Origin of the sequence: Promicromonospora sp. NPDC057488 (assembly GCF_042802395.1) — a bacterium.
In the GTDB taxonomy this organism is placed as follows: Bacteria; Actinomycetota; Actinomycetes; order Actinomycetales; family Cellulomonadaceae; genus Promicromonospora.
The window spans coordinates 1-15,891 of the sequence record NZ_JBHVEG010000045.1; the positions used below are offsets into that span (position 1 = coordinate 1).

The 15,891-nt window shown below is 72.9% G+C and carries 15 protein-coding genes; 11 read left to right on the plus strand and 4 right to left on the minus strand.

Translation table 11 applies throughout. The features are described from left to right. Positions 1-143 precede the first annotated feature (143 nt). Both ACFU5G_RS11730 and ACFU5G_RS11735 read left to right on the plus strand, forming a co-directional pair. A complete protein-coding gene (locus tag ACFU5G_RS11730) occupies positions 144-887 on the plus strand; it encodes a DUF4190 domain-containing protein (protein ID WP_377244094.1) in 744 nt (247 codons plus the stop codon). 76 nt (positions 888-963) lie between these two features. After that, entirely contained in the window at positions 964-1,503 is a 540-nt protein-coding gene (locus ACFU5G_RS11735; RefSeq protein ID WP_377244097.1) for a DUF4190 domain-containing protein, read from the plus strand. Positions 1,504-1,530: 27 nt separating this feature from the next. Here ACFU5G_RS11735 and ACFU5G_RS11740 read toward each other — a convergent pair whose 3' ends face one another. Then, positions 1,531-2,937 (minus strand): FAD-dependent monooxygenase, encoded by a 1,407-nt coding sequence (locus ACFU5G_RS11740; RefSeq protein ID WP_377244100.1) that lies wholly within the window; start codon positions 2,935-2,937, stop codon positions 1,531-1,533. A gap of 130 nt (positions 2,938-3,067) precedes the next feature. Here ACFU5G_RS11740 and ACFU5G_RS11745 point away from each other — a divergent pair, with 130 nt between their 5' ends. The 6 genes from ACFU5G_RS11745 (at position 3,068) to ACFU5G_RS11770 (ending at position 9,997) form a co-directional block, all read left to right on the plus strand. Continuing rightward, positions 3,068-3,640: a TetR family transcriptional regulator gene (locus tag ACFU5G_RS11745; RefSeq protein WP_377244103.1), complete on the plus strand. Its 573-nt coding sequence runs from the start codon at positions 3,068-3,070 to the stop codon at positions 3,638-3,640. A 113-nt stretch (positions 3,641-3,753) separates the two neighbouring features. Next, positions 3,754-4,224 (plus strand): DoxX family protein, encoded by a 471-nt coding sequence (locus tag ACFU5G_RS11750; protein ID WP_377244106.1) that lies wholly within the window; start codon positions 3,754-3,756, stop codon positions 4,222-4,224. A 254-nt stretch (positions 4,225-4,478) separates the two neighbouring features. Next, complete coding sequence (locus ACFU5G_RS11755) at positions 4,479-6,092, plus strand: ABC-F family ATP-binding cassette domain-containing protein (protein ID WP_377244109.1); 1,614 nt, start codon at positions 4,479-4,481, stop codon at positions 6,090-6,092. An 87-nt stretch (positions 6,093-6,179) separates the two neighbouring features. Then, positions 6,180-7,193, plus strand: a complete 1,014-nt coding sequence (locus ACFU5G_RS11760) for a chitinase (protein ID WP_377244112.1) — start codon at positions 6,180-6,182, stop codon at positions 7,191-7,193. A gap of 192 nt (positions 7,194-7,385) precedes the next feature. Continuing rightward, a complete protein-coding gene (locus ACFU5G_RS11765) occupies positions 7,386-8,717 on the plus strand; it encodes a ricin-type beta-trefoil lectin domain protein (RefSeq protein WP_377244115.1) in 1,332 nt (443 codons plus the stop codon). Further along, positions 8,717-9,997, plus strand: coding sequence for an alginate lyase family protein (locus ACFU5G_RS11770; RefSeq protein WP_377244118.1), 1,281 nt, complete (start codon positions 8,717-8,719; stop codon positions 9,995-9,997). The genes ACFU5G_RS11765 and ACFU5G_RS11770 overlap by 1 nt, the downstream gene beginning before the upstream one ends. A gap of 112 nt (positions 9,998-10,109) precedes the next feature. On the opposite strand, the gene ACFU5G_RS11775 is transcribed toward ACFU5G_RS11770, so the two are convergent. Beyond that, a complete protein-coding gene (locus tag ACFU5G_RS11775) occupies positions 10,110-10,544 on the minus strand; it encodes a DUF6314 family protein (protein WP_377244121.1) in 435 nt (144 codons plus the stop codon). Between the two features lie 79 nt (positions 10,545-10,623). Between ACFU5G_RS11775 and ACFU5G_RS11780 the strand changes: the two genes are divergently transcribed. Next, entirely contained in the window at positions 10,624-12,726 is a 2,103-nt protein-coding gene (locus ACFU5G_RS11780) for a M3 family metallopeptidase (RefSeq protein WP_377244124.1), read from the plus strand. Positions 12,727-12,787: 61 nt separating this feature from the next. After that, entirely contained in the window at positions 12,788-14,125 is a 1,338-nt protein-coding gene (locus tag ACFU5G_RS11785) for a M20/M25/M40 family metallo-hydrolase (protein WP_377244127.1), read from the plus strand. 84 nt (positions 14,126-14,209) lie between these two features. Here ACFU5G_RS11785 and ACFU5G_RS11790 read toward each other — a convergent pair whose 3' ends face one another. After that, positions 14,210-14,425: a DUF5703 family protein gene (locus tag ACFU5G_RS11790; RefSeq protein ID WP_020014707.1), complete on the minus strand. Its 216-nt coding sequence runs from the start codon at positions 14,423-14,425 to the stop codon at positions 14,210-14,212. A gap of 117 nt (positions 14,426-14,542) precedes the next feature. Here ACFU5G_RS11790 and ACFU5G_RS11795 point away from each other — a divergent pair, with 117 nt between their 5' ends. Continuing rightward, positions 14,543-14,854, plus strand: a complete 312-nt coding sequence (locus tag ACFU5G_RS11795; RefSeq protein ID WP_377244130.1) for a primosomal protein — start codon at positions 14,543-14,545, stop codon at positions 14,852-14,854. A 34-nt stretch (positions 14,855-14,888) separates the two neighbouring features. Here ACFU5G_RS11795 and ACFU5G_RS11800 read toward each other — a convergent pair whose 3' ends face one another. Continuing rightward, a complete protein-coding gene (locus ACFU5G_RS11800; RefSeq protein ID WP_377244133.1) occupies positions 14,889-15,863 on the minus strand; it encodes an aldo/keto reductase in 975 nt (324 codons plus the stop codon). Between the last annotated feature and the right edge of the window lie 28 nt (positions 15,864-15,891).

Below are 15,891 nucleotides of genomic sequence, written 5' to 3' on the forward strand. Positions count from 1 at the left end.
TCGCGGCCCAGACCATCGGCAGCGTCGCCACCTACGGCATCGTCGTGGTGCTGATGCTCGATCAGTCGCTCCGGCTGGGGCTCGTCATCGCGCTCCCACCCGCCCGCGCCACCTGGCGCGGCTGAACCACGGAAGGCAGCACGATGACCCAGCCCGACGACGGGCCCGCCGCGACCGGCCCGCAGGACCAGCCGGCGCCCGACCAGCCGACGGCGGAGCAGCCGGCGTCCGCACAACCGGCGTCCGAGCAGCCGACGGCCGAGCAGCCGACGTCGCCCTACGGGGCCGCGTCCCCGACGCCGCCCGCCACGCCGACGCCGCCCGCCACGCCGACGCCGCCCGCCACGCCGACGCCGCCCGCCGCGCCGGCGTACGGCCACCCCGTGCAGCACCTGCCGGGTCCGCCGGTCCCGCCGGTCCAGGACGCAGCGGCTCACCCGGAGCAGTACGCCTCGGGCCAGCCGGCCGAGTACCCGTCCGGCCAGTACGCCTCGGGCCAGTACGTCCCCGGTCAGCCCGCGCAGTACCCGTCGGGCCAGTACGCCTCCGGGCAGTACCCCACCGGCCAGGTCCAGCCGTACCAGCCCCAGTACCAGTACGGCTACGCGCCCGCGCCGCCCAAGAACGACCTGGGCGTCTGGTCGCTGGTGACGGGCATCCTGAGCTGGATCATGTGCCCCCTCGTGCTGGGCATCGTCGCGATCTTCACCGGGAACGCGAGCCGCAAGGCGGTCCGCGAGGGCCTCGCGAACAACCCCGGCTCGGCGACGGCGGGGCTGGTCCTCGGCTGGGTCAACGTGGGCCTCTTCGGCCTCGGGGTGGTCGTGTGGATCCTCTTCCTGTTCTTCGGGCTGCTCGGCGCCGCGTTCTCCGTGTCCCAGTCGTGAGCGGCGGCCCGCGCACGAGCACGGCCCGGCCGCGTGCGGCCCGCGGCGTCCCGCGTACCTGGTGGAAGGTGGAAGCATGACCCAGCCCGACGAGTGGAAGTCGCCCTACGACCCGCCCGAGCAGCCCGCCGACCGGGGCGCCCGGCCGGAGCCGGCGTCTGAGCAGCCGGTACCGCCCAGCCCCTACGGGCAGCCCGACCCACAGGGGCAGCCATACGGGGCCCAGCCCTACCCGGGACAGCCCTACCCGGCCCAGCCGTATCCCGGCCAGCCCTACCAGTACGGCGCGGCCTACGGCTACGTCGCCCCGCCCGAGAAGAACGCCCTGGGCATCTGGTCCCTCGTGCTCGGCATCCTGAGCGTCATCATGCTGTTCAGCTGCGCGGTCGGGTTCCTCGCCGCCATCCCGGCCGTCATCACCGGGCACCTGAGCCGCAAGGCGCAGAAGGAGGGCCTCGCGGACAACGGCGGCATGGGCCTGGCCGGGCTCATCACGGGCTGGGTCACGATCGGCCTGACCCTCCTCGCGGTGGTCGGGCTCGTCATCCTGTTCAGCATCCCGGAGTTCCGGGAGGGCTTCTTCAGCGAGACCACCTCCAGCTACAGCTACGAGTAGCCGGCCACGGCACGGCGGGGCCGCGGGTCACGCACCCGCGGCCGCGTCGGCCACGTATCCGTCGGGCCGCACCAGCAGGGCGGTCGCGCCCCCGTCGGTCCGGCGGGTCACGAGGCGCTCGGCGGGGTCCACCTCGCCGAGCGCGGCCGGCAGGTCCGGTGTCGGCGCCCCGGCCGGCGCCACCAGCACGAACCGGCCCGCGCGGAGCGCCTCCGCCAGCCGTGTGCCGCCCTCCAGCGGGAGGTCCCGCGCCCGGGTGCCGACCAGCGGGTGCGCCCCGCGCGGGCGCGGGTAGGCGACGCCCAGCGCGGACACGGTGAGCGCCGCCCGGCGCCGCACAGGCCCCACCCGCGACACCAGGCCGACGACGCCGCTCCGCACCGCCGCGACGAACGGTCCCGGCAGAGTCCCGACCCGCAGGATCCCGCCGCTGGTGCGCAGCACCTGACGCCCCACGGGGTGCCGCTCGGCGTCGTAGCTGTCCAGCACCGCGCCGGCCGCGTCGTCGGGCAGCCGGAGCGCGGCGGCGAGCTTCCAGCCGAGGTTGGCGGCGTCCTGCATGCCGGTGTTCATGCCCAGGCCGCCCGCGGGGCTGTGCACGTGCGCGGCGTCGCCGGCGAGGAAGACCCGGCCGGCGCGGTAGGTGGGGGCCTGCCGCTCGTCGGCGTGGAAGCGGGACAGGAAGCGCGCCTCGCTCATGCCGAAGTCGTCGTGCAGCGTGGCGCGCGCGATGGCGCGCACCTCGTCGAGGTCGACGGGCTCGTCCTCGCTCACGTCGCGGTTGCCGTGCCAGCCGATGAAGCGGTACCAGCCGTCCCCGAACGGGACGAGGAACCCGAGCGAGTCGTTCGCGGCGGCGACCGTGAGCAGGTCGGCCGGCTGCCGGGCCAGCCGCACATCGGCCAGCACCATCGAGCGGATCACGGCCTGGCCCGGGAACGGGATGCCGACGGCGGCGCGCACCGTGGACCGCGCGCCGTCGGTGCCCACGAGGTACCGGGCGTCCAGGGTCGAGCCGTCGGCGATCGTGACCGTGACGCCGTCGGCGTCCTGGGCGAGGCCGCTGACCTGCGTGTCGTACCGGAACACGGCGCCCGCCTCCTCGGCCCGGCGGCGCAGCAGCCGCTCCACCTCGTACTGGGGCGTGACCAGCACGTACGTGAACCGGGACGGCAGGTCGGCCAGGTCGACGGTGAGGCGCCGGAAGATCCGCAGGCTCCCGACCGGCTGCCCGGTGGTCAGGAGCTCGTCCGCCAGGCCGCGCGCGTCGAGGGTCTCCAGGCTGCGGGCGTGCACGGCGAAGGCGCGGGTCAGGTTGCTCAGCGCCGCCGGCCGCTTCTCCAGCACCAGCACACGTGCGCCGGCGGTGGCGAGGTCCCCGGCGAGCAGCAGGCCGGTGGGCCCGGCTCCGACGACGATGACGTCCGTGTCCATGGTGTCCTCCTGTGCTCGTCCGACGGCACCTGTCCGGCGGCATTGTCAACGCGTGTTTGCCAACGCTTGTTGACCAAAGTAGCCGACCCGTCGGGCCAAGGTCAACGGATGTTGGCCTACAGTTGTTGGCATGACGGAGACCGATGCACCGCGCCGCCGGTCCGACGCCACCCGCGCGGCGATCCTGACGGCGGCCCGGGAGCGCTTCGCGGCCGACGGCTACGAGCGCGCCACGGTGCGCGCCATCGCACAGGACGCGGGCATCGACCCGTCGATGGTGATGCGCTACTACGGCTCCAAGGAGGGCCTGTTCGCGGCTGTCATCGACGTCGAGCTGGTGCTCCCGGACCTGGCCGAGATCCCCGTGGACGACGTCGGGGCGGTGGTGGTGGGGCACTTCCTCGACCTCTGGGAGCACGACAGCGTGCTGCAGACCCTGCTGCGCGTGGGGGTGACGAACGAGGCCGGGGCCGCGCGGATGCGCGACGTGTTCGCCGGCCAGATCCTGCCGCTCGCGCACCGGTTCGTCGCGACGCGCGAGGACGCGGCGCGCCGCGCCGCCCTCGTCGCCTCGCAGGTGCTCGGCATGGCGCTGGTGCGGTACGTACTGCGGTTCGGTCCCGCCGCGGACCTGACCAGGGCGGACGTCGTCGCCTGGCTGGGGCCCACCGTGCAGCGGTACCTCACGGCACCGGAGCCCTGAGGCCCGCGCCCCGGCGCCCCTGTTAAACGGTTAACCCCGTGTTCTCCGGCGGGGCCGCGCCGTACGTTTCCGGGACCCGCGCCGCCGTCGTCGCACGAAACGGAGACCACGCCATGTCCCTCGATGCTTCCGGCCCCACCCGCACCGAAGCCCCCAGTCGCACACGCGCCCCCGCCCGCACCCACCTCCGCGCCGCCGAGCCGGTCCTCCGGCGGGCGGCCCCCGTGCTCGGCTGGGTCGTCACGCTGGTCGTGGCGGCACAGCTCGCCCAGGGCGCGTACGGCCAGCTCACCGAGTCCGACCGGTCGGTGGGCATGTTCGAGGCCATCGGCTACCCGGCCTCGGCGGTCCTTCTGATCGGCGTGCTGCAGGGCGTCGCGGTGCTGCTCTACGTGGTGCCCTGGACGGCGTTCCTCGGCGCCCTGCTCCTGACCGCCTACCTGGGCGGCGCCGTGGCCGCGCACATCCGCCTGGAGGACGCCCTCGCGCACACGCTCACGCCCGTCGTCTTCGCCGTGGGTATCTGGGCCGGCCTGTTCCTGCGCAGCGAGCGGATCCGCGGGGCCGTGCTCACCGGACGGTGACGGTGCCGGGGCGCGCGTGGCTCGCGGCGAGGTGCCGTGATTCACGTTGCGCCCCGGCGTCGTCCCATGTCAGGCTGTGTCCGCTCCTGCGGGTGTGCCGCGCGTGTGAGGGAGCGACTGACAAGGACTGTGATGACAGGCATCTCCCGGTACGAGACCACCTCGCGCTGACGCCTGCCCTCCTGCGAGGGCACCGGGCGTCGGCACCATGCCACCTCCCGGGAGTCCTTGCTGTGTTGTCCAACCCTTCTGTCGTGCTGCACGACGTCACCTTTGCCTGGCCCGACGGCGCCGTCGCGCTCGATCACGTCTCCGGCGCCTTCGGCCGCGGCCGCACCGGCCTGACCGGCCTCAACGGAGCCGGTAAGTCCACGCTGCTGCGCGTCGTCGCCGGCCTGCTGCCGCCCACGTCGGGCCGCGTGGCGCTGAGCGGCACCGCCGACTATCTGCCCCAGCGGATCACGCTCGACGTGCACGCGACGGTCGCCGACCTGCTCGGCATCACGCCCGTCGTCCAGGCCCTGCGCGCCATCGACTCGGGCGACGTCGCCGAGGCGCACTTCGACGTCGTCGGCGACGACTGGGACGTCGAGGAGCGGGCCGTCGCGCTGCTGTCGGCGACCGGCCTGCCGACCGGCCTCGACCGCTCGGTCGCCACCCTGTCCGGCGGCGAGACCATGCTGACCGCGATCACCGGCGTCCGGCTGCGCCAGTCCAGCGGGAGAGCCGCCGTCGCGCTGCTCGACGAACCGACCAACAACCTCGACGGCGACGCCCGCGAGCGGCTGTACGAGCTGGTCAAGGGCTGGCGGGGCGCGCTCGTCGTCGTCTCGCACGACCTGGCGCTGCTGGAGCTGATGGACGACACGGCGGAGCTGCGCGCCGGGTCCCTGACGACGTTCGGCGGCCCGTACTCTGAGTACCGGGCGTGGCTCGAGGTGCAGCAGGAGGCCGCCGCGCAGACGCTGCGCGCGGCCGAGCAGACATTGCGCCGCGAGAAGCGGCAGCGGATCGAGGCGGAGGAGCGGATCGCGCACAGCGAGCGCAAGGGCCGCAAGGACGCCGCGAACAGCAAGTACGTCAAGGCCGTGATCAACGACCGGCGCAACAGCGCGGAGAAGTCGGCAGGGTCGCGGCGCGGGATGCTGGACGACAAGGTGGACGCCGCTCGCGCCGCCGTCGACCTGGCCGAGCGCGCGGTGCGGGACGACGACCGGATCTCGGTGCACCTGCCCGACCCGGGCGTGCCGGCCGGGCGCCGGCTGGCGGTGCTGCGGGGCGCGGACGGCCGGGAGGTGGTGGTCCAGGGTCCGGAGCGGATCGCGCTGACGGGCCCGAACGGCGTCGGCAAGACGACACTCCTGGAGCGCCTGCTCTCGGGCGCGGATGGCTTGGTGGACGGCGAGGTGGACGGCGAGCGGGCCGTCGCCACGGGCGAGCTGCTGACCGAGCGCGCGGCGTACCTGCCGCAGCGGGTCGACGTGCTGCCCGACGCGTCGTCGGTGCTGGACGCGGTGCGCGAGGGCGCGCCGCACGTGGCGCCGGGGGAGCTGCGCAACCTGCTGGCGCGGTTCCTGGTGCGCGGCGCTGCGGTGGACCGGCCGGTGGCGACGCTGTCGGGCGGCGAGCGCTTCCGGGTGGCGCTGGCGCGGCTGCTGCTGGCCGACCCGCCGGCGCAGCTCCTGGTGCTGGACGAGCCGACGAACAACCTCGACATCGCGAGCACCGACCAGCTCGTCGACGCGCTGTCCGCGTACCGGGGCGCGCTGCTGGTGGTGAGCCACGACTCGGCGTTCCTGGAGCGGCTCGGCCTGGACGCCGAGATCCGGCTGGACGCGGCGGGCAACCTGACTCACGTCCGTGCCTGAGACGTACGTGATTACCCTGATGCGCCATTTTTCACCCCGGTTGTACGGTCTCTTTACTTATCCGACCGACATCTTCGGGAGACGACGATGAAGACCAACCCGAGGCGCCTCGCACTGCTCGGCGCCGTGACCGCGATGGTCCTGGCCGGCAGCGGCATGGTCGGCGCCGGCGCGATGGAGATCGCCGGCTCGCGGACCGGCGCGACGGCGGAGCCGCAGGCCCTGGCGGAGAAGATGCCCGGCGCGCCCTACCTGTACCTGGGCTGGGGCGACCCGCAGAGCGCCACCTCGGTGATGAGCGAGACCGGGGTCTCGGCGTTCACCATGGCGTTCATGCTGTCGTCCGGCGGCTGCACGCCCGCGTGGGACGGGCAGCGTCCGCTGACCGGCGGCACCGACGAGCAGACGATCGACGCGATCAAGGCCGCGGGCGGCCAGGTGCAGATCTCCTTCGGCGGCTACTCGGGCAACAAGCTGGGCCCGAACTGCTCCAGCCCGGAGGCGTTCGCCGGCGCGGTGCAGCAGGTCATCGACGCACACGGGCCTGACGTCGTGGACTTCGACATCGAGAACACCGACGAGTACGAGGACTACGCCGTCCAGGACCGGATCCTGCAGGGGATCGCGATCGTCAAGGAGAACAACCCCGGCGTGAAGGCCGTCGTGACGATCCCGACCACGACGACCGGCCCGGGCGGGGCGGGCTCGCGCCTCATCACGCGCGCCGCCGAGCTGGGGACGCCGATCGACAACTACACGATCATGACGTTCGACTTCGGCGGCTCCGACATGGTGGCCGACACGATCAACGCCGCCAAGGGACTGAAGGACCAGCTCGCGGCCGCGCACGGCTGGTCCGACGCCGAGGCCTACTCGTACTCCGGGATCTCGGGCATGAACGGGCTGTCCGACGTCGGCGAGACCACCACGCCGGCGCAGTGGACGGAGATCCGGGACTGGGCGAGCTCCAACGGGCTGACCCGGTTCGCGTACTGGGCCGTGAACCGCGACCGCGGCTGCGAGGGCGGCGGCGTGACGTCCAACTGCAGCGGCATCGCCCAGCAGGACCTCGAGTTCACGCGGATCACCGCGGGGTTCTGACCTCGCCACCCCGCCGTCGGGCACCGGTTCGCACCCCGCGAGCCGGTGCCCTTCGTCGTCCGGCGGCTGTTCGACGTCGTCGGGGCCGGCGAACCTGTGTGGTGCCTGTACGGGTAAGCCCCAATGTTGCGGGTGTCAAAGAAGTCGTACGTTCTCCTCACTTACAGGCTTGAAAGTTTGAGGAGGACGACCATGCAAGCACGTCTAAGGCGCCGTGTCCTCGGCGGCCTCGCGACACTGACCCTGGCGCTCACCACGGTGCTCACGCTCGGCGGCGGTGCGCTGCCCGCGCAGGCGGCCACGGGCGCCATCACGGGCTACGGCGGCAAGTGCGTCGACGTCGCGGCGGCCGGCTCGGCGAACGGGACGCAGATCCAGCTCTACGGCTGCAACGGCACGAACGCCCAGAGCTGGGACGTGCGCACCGACGGCACGGTCCGGGCGCTCGGCAAGTGCCTCGACATTGCGGACGCGAGCACCGCGAACGGCGCCCGCGTCCAGCTCTGGGACTGCAACGGCAGCGCCGCGCAGCGCTGGACCGCCGGCGCGGACGGCACGCTCCGCGCCCTGGGCAAGTGCCTGGACGCGACGGGACCGAGCTCCGCGGACGGCACGCCGCTGCAGACCTGGGACTGTTTCGCGGGTGCCAACCAGCGCTGGACGCTCCCGTCCGGCGGCGGCAACCCCGAGCCGAACCCGGCGAAGATGCCGGGTGCGCCCTACCTCTACCTGGGCTGGGGCAACCCGCCGAGCGCCACGTCGGTCATGAGCCAGACGGGCGTGAAGGCCTTCACCATGGCGTTCATCCTCTCGTCCGGGGGCTGCAACCCGGCGTGGGACGGCAGCCGCCCGCTCGCCGGCGGCGTCGACCAGCAGACCATCAACGCGATCAAGGCCGCGGGCGGCCAGGTGCAGATCTCGTTCGGCGGCTGGTCCGGCAACAAGCTCGGCCCCAACTGCTCGACGCCGGCCGCGTACGCCGGGGCCGTGCAGCAGGTCATCAACGCGCACCAGCCGAACGTCGTGGACTTCGACATCGAGAACTCCGACGAGTTCGAGAACTACACGGTGCAGGACCGCATCCTCCAGGGCCTGATCATCGTGAAGCAGAACAACCCGAACGTGAAGATCGCCGTCACCATCGGCACCGGCCGCGGCGGCCCGGAGGGCGCGGGCACCCGGCTGATCAACCGGGCCGCGCAGCTCGGCGTCCCGATCGACAACTACACGATCATGCCGTTCAACTTCGGCTCCTCGAACATCGCGCAGGACACGGTCAACGCGTCCGAGGGGCTGAAGAACCAGCTCAAGTCGGCCAACGGCTGGACCGACGCCCAGGCGTACGCCCACATGGGCATCTCCGGCATGAACGGGAGCTCCGACCAGGGCGAGGTCACCACCACCGCTGCCTGGACGCAGATCCGCGACTACGCCCGCAACAACGGCCTGACGCGCCTCGCGTTCTGGTCCGTCAACCGGGACCAGCCCGGGTTCGAGTTCACGCGCATCACGGGAGGCTTCTGATGAGGATCCGCAGCAGCAGGGCGTCCGCCCGCACCCTGGTCACCCTCGTCGTGGCCGTCGGGCTGGTCCTGCCCGCGGCCGCCGGGACCGCGGCCGCCGCACCCGGGCCGCGCGCCGCCGTCGGGCAGCAGACGGCGGGCGCGCCGGACGCCGTGCCGGACGCCGCCCCAGCCGACGTGCCGACCACGTTCACGCACCCCGGCGTGCACGTCAGCGCGCCGCAGCTCGACTTCATCCGGGGCCGCGTGCAGGCCGGCGCCCAGCCCTGGCGCAGCGCCTACGACTCGATGATGGGCAGCCGGTACGCGTCGCTGTCCTACACGCCGCACCCGCGGGCGGTGGTCGAGTGCGGGTCGTACTCCAACCCGAACTACGGGTGCACCGACGAGCGCGAGGACGCCATCGCGGCGTACACCCACGCCCTGGCCTGGTCGATCACCCGGGACACGCGGTACGCGAACAAGGCGATCTCGATCATGAACGCGTGGTCGCCGGTGATCCGGGACCACACCAACTCCAACGCGCCGCTGCAGACGGCGTGGGCCGGCTCGGTGTGGCCGCGCGCCGCGGAGATCATCCGGTACACGGGCGCGGGCTGGGCGGCGGCCGACGTCGACCGGTTCGAGACGATGCTGCGGAACGTCTACCTGCCCGAGGTGATCAACGGCTCCAACAGCAACGGCAACTGGGAGCTGTCGATGATGGAGGCCGCCGTCGGCATCTCGATCTTCCTCGACGACCGCAACGCCTACGCCTCGGCCCGGCAGCGGTTCCTGGTGCGGGTACCCGCGTTCATCTACCTGACCTCCGACGGCTCGGTGCCGCGCACCGTGCCGGGCTCCGGCCGGGACACGCCGGACCAGATCTTCTCGTACTGGCACAACCAGCGCACGCTGGTCAACGGCCTGTCGCAGGAGACCTGCCGGGACTTCACGCACACCGGCTACGGCATCTCGGCGATCTCGCACGTGGCCGAGACCGCCGCGATCCAGGGTGACGACCTGTACCCGCAGGTGGGGGAGCGGCTGCGGCACGCGCTCGGGTTCCACTCGACCTACCAGCGGGGCACGGCCGTGCCGTCCTGGCTCTGCGGCGGATCGCTCAACCTGGGTCTGGGCCCGGTGACCGAGGTCGGTTTCAACGCCCTGCACAACCGCCAGGGCCACGCCATGAGCAACACCCAGGCCCTCACGGAGTCCACCCGCCCGGCGGGCACCAACAACCTGTTCGTAGCGTGGGAGACCCTCACTCACGCGGACAACCCGAACGTGCTGCCGTGACGGGCTGAGCGTCGGCAGTTCGCACCGCGGACTCGGCAGCTGGCATCGAGATCGGCTCAGGCCTGAGCCGATCTCGATGCCGACTGCCGAGCGCTCGGGCGGACTGCCGAGCTCAGCGCTCCGTGTACCAGGTGTGCATCAGGTAGTCCTTCGCCGGGCCCGTCACGTGCCAGCGCAGCTCCCACGACGGCGCCTGCCGCACCGGGACCTCGATGCCGCCCTGGTACAGGTCCCGGCCGCACAGGTGCTCGACGGCGCCGGCGGTCCAGGGGTGGAAGTCGCGGCCGTCCTCGAAGGTCACGCGCCAACGTGGCGCGCGGTCGCCCGACGGCGCCTCCCCGGGCACCGGCTCCCGGACGACGAACAGCGTGCGGGTGACCGGCGTCGTGCCGGCGGCCCAGCGCAGGGTGCCGTGCTCCGCCCAGCGCACGCGGCCGTCGTCCTCCACCGAGAACCGGGCCTCGCCGTCGGCGGAGTACTCGGCGCCGTCCGCGTGCCGGATCTCCCGCCGGAAGTCCCAGGTGCCCACGAGCCGGAGAGGTTCCACGCCCACGACCCTAGACCGCCGTGCCGACCCCACGGAAAGCGTGCGGCCCCGCGTCGGCCCATGGGCGAGGATGTTCCCCATGACCTCGACCCATGAGACCACCGTGCCCACGGAGCTGGACCCGGCCAGCCCCTTCGCCGCGCCGTCCGCCCTTCCGTACGGCCTGCCCGACTTCTCCGCGATCCGCGAGGAGCACTACGAGCCCGCGATCCTGGCCGGCATGGCGGCCCACCGGGCCGAGGTCGAGGCGATCGCCGCCAACCCCGAGCCCGCCACCGTCGAGAACACGCTGGAGGCGCTGGAGCGCTCCGGCCAGCTCCTGGGCCGCGCCGCCCGCGCGTACTTCAACCAGCTGCCCTCGGACTCGACCCCCGGGCTCGAGGACGTCCAGGAGCGGCTCGCGCCCCTGTTCGCCGCCCACCAGGACGCGATCAACATGGACGCCCGCCTCCACGCGCGCGCGAAGGCCCTGGCCGACGCCGCGGCCGCCGGCGACCTGGTGCTCGAGCCCGACACCGCCTACCTGCTCGAGAAGCAGCTGACGCGGTTCAAGCGCTCCGGCATCGCGCTGTCCGCGGGGGACCAGGACACGCTGCGCGAGCTCAACGCGCGCATCACGACGCTGGAGGCGAGCTTCGGGCGCAAGCTGCTGGCCGGCGCCAACGAGGCAAGCGTGCTCGTGACCGACGAGGCCGAGCTCGCCGGGCTCTCGGCCGACGCCAAGGCCGGCGCCCGCGCCGCCGCCGAGGCGCGCGGCCAGGACGGCTGGCTGCTGGAGATGCAGCTCTTCACGCACCAGAACGTGCTCGCCTCGCTGGAGGACGCCGCCACCCGCGAGCGCGTGCAGAGCGCCTCGATGGCGCGCGGCGCCGCCGGCGGCGAGAACGACACCCGCGAGGTGCTCCTGGAGCTCGCGCGCCTGCGGGCCCACCACGCCCAGCTGCTCGGCTACGAGCACCACGCCGCGTACATCGCCGCCGACGCGACCGCCGGCACCACGACCGCCGTCAACGAGATGCTCGGGCGCCTCGCGCCCGCCGCCGTCGCCAACGCGCGGCGCGAGGCGGCCGAGCTCGCCAAGGTGAGCGGCTCGCCGGCCGCGGACGGCGTGGCCGCCGCCGACTGGTCCTACCTCAACGAGGCCGTGCGCAAGGAGCGCTTCGACCTGGACGACGCCGCCCTGCGCCCGTACCTGGAGCTCGAGCGCGTGCTGCACGACGGCGTCTTCCAGGCCGCCGGCCTGCTGTTCGGTCTCTCCTTCGTCGAGCGCCCCGACCTGCCCGGCTACCACCCCGACGTCCGCGTCTTCGAGGTGTTCGACGCCGTCGAGCCGGGCGAGCCGGGCACGGGCCTGGGCCTGTTCCTCGCGGACTTCTACACCCGCGAGTCCAAGCGCGGCGGCGCCTGGATGGACAGCCTCGTCGTCCAGAGCGACCTGCTGGGCGAGAGGCCCGTCGTCGTCAACAACCTCAACATCGTCAAGCCGCCGGCCGGCGAGCCCACGCTGCTCGTGTGGGACGAGGTGACCACCCTGTTCCACGAGTTCGGGCACGCCCTGCACGGCCTGCTCAGCGACGTGCGCTACCCGTCGCAGTCCGGCACCTCCGTGCCGCGCGACTTCGTCGAGTACCCCTCGCAGGTCAACGAGATGTGGTCCTGGGAGCCGAAGATCCTCACGTCCTTCGCGCTGCACCACGCCACCGGCGAGCCCATGCCCGCCCAGTGGGTGGAGACCATGCTGGCCTCCCGCGTCTGGGGCGAGGGCTTCTCGACCACCGAGTACCTCGCCGCCGCGCTGCTCGACCAGGCCTGGCACCAGCTCACGCCCGACCAGGTGCCGACCTCCGTCGACGACGTGCTGCCCTTCGAGGCGGCGGCGCTCGCGGCCGCGGGCGTGGACTTCGCGTCCGTGCCGCCCCGGTACCGCAGCACCTACTTCAACCACATCTTCGGCGGCGGGTACTCGGCCGGGTACTACTCGTACATCTGGTCCGAGGTGCTCGACGCCGACACCGTGCAGTGGTACGCCGAGAACGGCGGGCTGACCCGGGAGAACGGCGAGGCGTTCCGGCGCAAGCTGCTCGCCCGCGGCGGGTCGCAGGACCCGCTGGCCTCGTTCGCGGACCTGCGCGGCCGGGCGGCCGAGATCACGCCGCTGCTGGAGCGCCGCGGCCTCGTCTGAGTCGTGAGACGCGGGGCCACGGTTGACCGGCCGGGCTGCCCGGCCGGTTACCGTGGCCCCTGTGACTGAGACTGTTCCGACTTCCGCGCCCGTGCTCACCGCCGCCGACGAGGTCATCCGGATCTGCCAGGAGCTGATCCGGATCGACACCTCGAACTACGGCGACAACGAGGGCCCGGGGGAGCGTGCCGCTGCCGAGTACGTCATGGAGCTGCTGCACGAGGTCGGCCTGGCGCCCGAGCTGTTCGAGTCCAGCCCGGGGCGCGCCTCCGTCGTCGTCCGGCTGGAGGGGCAGGACCGGACCCGGCCCGCGCTGGTGCTGCACGGGCACCTCGACGTGGTGCCCGCCGCGAAGGACGACTGGACCGTGGACCCGTTCGGCGCCGAGCTCACCGACGGGCTCCTGTGGGGCCGCGGCGCCGTCGACATGAAGGACATGGACGCCATGATCCTGGCGGTCGTGCGGCAGATGGTGCGCGAGGGCCGCAAGCCCGCGCGCGACGTCGTGGTCGCGTTCTTCGCCGACGAGGAGGCGGGCGGCGTCTACGGCGCCCGCTGGGCCGTGGACAACCGGCCCGAGCTGTTCGAGGGCGCCACCGAGGCGATCTCCGAGGTGGGCGGCTACTCGGTCGAGGTGGACGGCAAGCGTGCCTACCTGCTGCAGACGGCGGAGAAGGGCATCGCCTGGCTGCGCCTGATCGCCGACGGCCGCGCCGGGCACGGCTCGCAGGTCAACCGCGAGAACGCGGTCACGGAGCTCGCCGCCGCCGTCGCGCGGATCGGGCAGCACGCCTGGCCGTACACGGTCACGCCCACGGTCGACGCCCTGCTGCGCGGCGTGAGCGACCTGACGGGCCTGCCCGTGGACTACGAGGACCCGACCACGATCGACGCCCTGGTCGACGCGCTCGGCCCCGTCGCGAAGTTCGTGGGCGCCACCGTGCGCAACACGTCCAACCCGACCCAGCTGGAGTCCGGCTACAAGGCCAACGTGATCCCCGGCCGGGCCGAGGCGACCGTGGACGTGCGCCTCCTGCCGGGCCACGAGGAGGCCGGGATGGCCACGCTGCGCGAGCTCGCCGGGCCGAACGTCCGGATCGAGCCGATCCACCTGGACACCGCCCTGGAGGTGCCGTTCAGCGGGTCGCTGGTCGACGCGATGGTCGCCGCGATCGACGCCGAGGACCCGGGCGCCAAGGTGCTGCCCTACACGCTGTCCGGCGGCACGGACAACAAGTCGCTGCACCGCCTGGGCATCACCGGGTACGGCTTCGCGCCGCTGCAGCTGACGAACGACCTCGACTTCGCCGGCATGTTCCACGGCGTCGACGAGCGGGTGCCGACCGAGGCCCTCAAGTTCGGCACGCGCGTGCTGGACCGCCTGCTCGGTACCTGCTGACGTGCGCTGGTCGAGCTTGTCGGTCTCGACAGGCTCGACCAGCGGAGGCAGGCCGGCCAGCGGAGAGCCGGCGGGCCCGGCGGGTCAGAGGGTCGAGGAGACCTTGATGATCTTGCGGCGGAGCCAGACCTTGCGTCTGCCGCCGATGTAGAGAAGGGTCCGTGCCAGTTCCCAACGGCCGTACTCGGCTTCGTCGGTGAGCGCCTTGCGGGCGTCCGGCACGGTGGTGTCCGGTTCGAAGGTCACGACGCGGTACTCGTACTGACTGTTCTTGCGGAACACGGAGCCGTCTCTCGCCATCTGATGCACCGTCCTCGGGTCGCGGGTGAGGTCAGTTTATGCCGGTTTGGTTGCAGACCGGTGACAGCAACAATTTTCGTCTGCCCATTGTGGCCCATGGGGCGCTACCTTCAAGGCATGACCGTTGAACCGCGTGCCGCGCTCGACCGCCTCGTAGCCGCACTCGAGGCCCACCACCACGCGGTCGCCACTCGCCGGAGTGACGACGACCCCGCAGTCGACGACGCCTACGACGTGCTCGCCGATGCCTACGAGGTGTACGAGGACTCCCTGGCGACAGTGTTCGGCGAGGTAACTCCGTTCTACCTGGCCGACGAGGTGGACGACGACGACGACGACGACGAGTCGGACGAGGACCTCGACGACATCGACTTCGACGACGACCTGGACGAGGCCGAGGAGGAGCCGCAGCCCGCGCAGCAGCGCTGACCGGGCACGGGCCAGGACACCGGCGGGCGGGCGGTCACCAGCGCTCCGGGTAACCGATGTCGGGGGCGGAGACGTCGTCGAGCGCGGCGTGCACCTCGTACGGCAGCTCGAGGGTCGCCGCCGTGAGCGAGGACCGAAGCTGGGTGGGCGTCCGCGCGCCCACGATCGCCGACGCGATGCCCTCGCGCTCCAGGAGCCAGGCCAGCGCCACCTCGCCGGCGGCGCGGCCCAGCCCCTCGGCGGCGGTCGCCACGGCCTCGACGACGGCGGACGCCGGCCCCTCCAGGTACGGCTGCACGAAGCCCGCCAGCGACCCGGCGGCCCGGGAGTCGCCGGGGATGGCGCGCCGGTACTTGCCGGTGAGCACGCCGCGCCCGAGCGGGGACCAGGCGAGCAGCCCGGCCCCGAGGGCGTCTGCGGCGGGGATGACGTCGCGCTCCACGCCGCGCTGCAGCAGCGAGTACTCGAGCTCGACGGCGGCCAGGCCGACGTCGGGCTCCAGCAGCGTGGCCACGCGCGCCGTCGCCCAGCCGGGGTGGTTGCTCAGCCCCACGTACCGGGCACGGCCGCTGGTCACGGCGATCCGCAGCGCGTTGCAGGTCTCCTCCAGCGACGTGTTGGGGTCGGGGCAGGCCACGAGGAACAGGTCCACGTGGTCGGTGCCCATGCGCACCAGCGACTCGTCCAGGCTGTCCAGCAGCGCGCCGCGAGAGGCGTCCACGACGCGGCCGGGGCCGCCGTCGGGCCGCGACTCGGCGCGGATGCCGGCCTTGGTGGCGAGCACGAGCTCGCCGCGCGCCACCTTGCCGCCCAGGAGCGTGCCGATGACCCGCTCCGAGTCGCCGTCGGCGTAGCTCGCCGCCGTGTCGACGAGGGTGCCGCCGGCGTCGAGGAAGTCCCGTACCTGCTCGGCCGCGTCGATCTCGTCGGTGTCGCGGCCCCATGTCATGGTGCCGAGCCCGAGCTCCGAGACCCGCAGGCCCGACCTGCCCACCCGGCGTCGTTCCATGTGCGGCAGGCTACCTGCGCCGTACACG

What these genes read in the sequence shown, in the direction of transcription:
- ACFU5G_RS11730 (WP_377244094.1), top strand. Translation starts at nt 144, where the DNA reads ATGACCCAGCCCGACGACGGGCCCGCCGCGACCGGCCCGCAGGACCAG.
- ACFU5G_RS11735 (WP_377244097.1), top strand. Translation starts at nt 964, where the DNA reads ATGACCCAGCCCGACGAGTGGAAGTCGCCCTACGACCCGCCCGAGCAG.
- ACFU5G_RS11740 (WP_377244100.1), bottom strand. Translation starts at nt 2,937, where the DNA reads ATGGACACGGACGTCATCGTCGTCGGAGCCGGGCCCACCGGCCTGCTG.
- ACFU5G_RS11745 (WP_377244103.1), top strand. Translation starts at nt 3,068, where the DNA reads ATGACGGAGACCGATGCACCGCGCCGCCGGTCCGACGCCACCCGCGCG.
- ACFU5G_RS11750 (WP_377244106.1), top strand. Translation starts at nt 3,754, where the DNA reads ATGTCCCTCGATGCTTCCGGCCCCACCCGCACCGAAGCCCCCAGTCGC.
- ACFU5G_RS11760 (WP_377244112.1), top strand. Translation starts at nt 6,180, where the DNA reads ATGAAGACCAACCCGAGGCGCCTCGCACTGCTCGGCGCCGTGACCGCG.
- ACFU5G_RS11765 (WP_377244115.1), top strand. Translation starts at nt 7,386, where the DNA reads ATGCAAGCACGTCTAAGGCGCCGTGTCCTCGGCGGCCTCGCGACACTG.
- ACFU5G_RS11770 (WP_377244118.1), top strand. Translation starts at nt 8,717, where the DNA reads ATGAGGATCCGCAGCAGCAGGGCGTCCGCCCGCACCCTGGTCACCCTC.
- ACFU5G_RS11780 (WP_377244124.1), top strand. Translation starts at nt 10,624, where the DNA reads ATGACCTCGACCCATGAGACCACCGTGCCCACGGAGCTGGACCCGGCC.
- ACFU5G_RS11790 (WP_020014707.1), bottom strand. Translation starts at nt 14,425, where the DNA reads ATGGCGAGAGACGGCTCCGTGTTCCGCAAGAACAGTCAGTACGAGTAC.
- ACFU5G_RS11795 (WP_377244130.1), top strand. Translation starts at nt 14,543, where the DNA reads ATGACCGTTGAACCGCGTGCCGCGCTCGACCGCCTCGTAGCCGCACTC.
- ACFU5G_RS11800 (WP_377244133.1), bottom strand. Translation starts at nt 15,863, where the DNA reads ATGGAACGACGCCGGGTGGGCAGGTCGGGCCTGCGGGTCTCGGAGCTC.